At 47.3% G+C, this 1,945-nt stretch carries 1 rRNA gene; it reads right to left on the bottom strand.

The window, feature by feature from the left end:
- Positions 1–45: 45 nt before the first annotated feature.
- A 16S ribosomal RNA gene (locus tag O0955_RS18105) occupies positions 46–1,567 on the bottom strand.
- Positions 1,568–1,945 lie beyond the last annotated feature (378 nt).

Below are 1,945 nucleotides of genomic sequence, written 5' to 3'. Positions count from 1 at the left end.
TTTGAGAATATCATGTTGCGCAGCGAGTAGTCAATGCTACTCCAGAAAGGAGGTATTCCAGCCGCACCTTCCGGTACGGCTACCTTGTTACGACTTAGCCCCAGTTATCGGTTTTACCCTAGGACGCTCCTTTCGGTTACATACTTTAGGTACCCCCAACTTCCATGGCTTGACGGGCGGTGTGTACAAGGCCCGGGAACGTATTCACCGCGTCATTGCTGATACGCGATTACTAGCGAATCCAACTTCATGGGGTCGAGTTGCAGACCCCAATCCGAACTGTGAATGGCTTTATGAGATTCGCATACTGTTGCCAGCTAGCTGCCCTCTGTACCATCCATTGTAGCACGTGTGTAGCCCCGGACGTAAGGGCCATGATGACTTGACGTCGTCCCCTCCTTCCTCTCTGTTTGCACAGGCAGTCTGTTTAGAGTCCCCATCATTACATGCTGGCAACTAAACATAGGGGTTGCGCTCGTTGCGGGACTTAACCCAACACCTCACGGCACGAGCTGACGACAGCCATGCAGCACCTAGTTTCGTGTGATTGCTCACTTATTTATCTCTAAATAATTCACTAACTTTCAAGCCCGGGTAAGGTTCCTCGCGTATCATCGAATTAAACCACATGCTCCTCCGCTTGTGCGGGCCCCCGTCAATTCCTTTGAGTTTCACTCTTGCGAGCGTACTCCCCAGGTGGAACACTTAACGCTTTCGCTTAGCCGCTGACTGTGTATCGCCAACAGCGAGTGTTCATCGTTTAGGGCGTGGACTACCAGGGTATCTAATCCTGTTTGATCCCCACGCTTTCGTGCCTCAGCGTCAATTAAACCATAGTAAGCTGCCTTCGCAATCGGTGTTCTGAGACATATCTATGCATTTCACCGCTACTTGTCTCATTCCGCCTACCTCTAGTTCATTCAAGCCCATCAGTATCAAAGGCACTGCGATAGTTGAGCTACCGTCTTTCACCTCTGACTTAACAGGCCGCCTACGCACCCTTTAAACCCAATAAATCCGGATAACGCTTGGATCCTCCGTATTACCGCGGCTGCTGGCACGGAGTTAGCCGATCCTTATTCTTCCGGTACATTCAGCTTCCTACTCGTAGAAAGGTTTATTCCCGGATAAAAGCAGTTTACAACCCATAGGGCAGTCTTCCTGCACGCGGCATGGCTGGTTCAGAGTTGCCTCCATTGACCAATATTCCTTACTGCTGCCTCCCGTAGGAGTCTGGTCCGTGTCTCAGTACCAGTGTGGGGGGTCATCCTCTCAGATCCCCTAGTCATCGTCGCCTTGGTGGGCCGTTACCCCGCCAACTAGCTAATGACACGCATGCCCATCTTAATCCTATAAATATTTGATCATTGAATAATGCTATTCTGTGATTTTATGCGGTGTTAATCCGAATTTCTTCGGGCTATCCCCCTGATTAAGGTAGGTTGCATACGCGTTACGCACCCGTGCGCCGGTCTCTAGAAAAGCAAGCTCCTCTATACCCCTCGACTTGCATGTATTAGGCCTGCCGCTAGCGTTCATCCTGAGCCAGGATCAAACTCTCCATTGTAAAATGTGTTGTAAGATGCTGACCAGTTTTAACTATCGTTAAAAATAGTCTTCTTTTTAATTTGTCTGTTAGACATTGTCTTTAAAATAAAGCAGAAGTATTCTGTACTTGAATCCGTACTTCATTACCCCGCTACGCTACATTGACATCTCTTTTAAGAACTTCGCGATCTAAAACCTCACGGCCGATCTTTATATATCTTTAAACTTCAACTTCCTTTAAGGTCTTAATATTCCCTGAATTCCATCTCGTTTATTTCAATCTTTTTTATTCCCTCCTGCAACATCCGCTGCTTTAGGATTCCATTCGTTTCCGTTTGGGATTGCAAAGGTAGAAAAACTTTTTTAATCCGCAAGAAAAATAAATTCTTTTTTTCCC

This window comes from Pedobacter punctiformis, assembly GCF_027213715.1.
Taxonomy (GTDB): domain Bacteria; phylum Bacteroidota; class Bacteroidia; order Sphingobacteriales; family Sphingobacteriaceae; genus Pedobacter; species Pedobacter punctiformis.
This window is presented reverse-complemented; position numbering and strand designations above follow the sequence as displayed.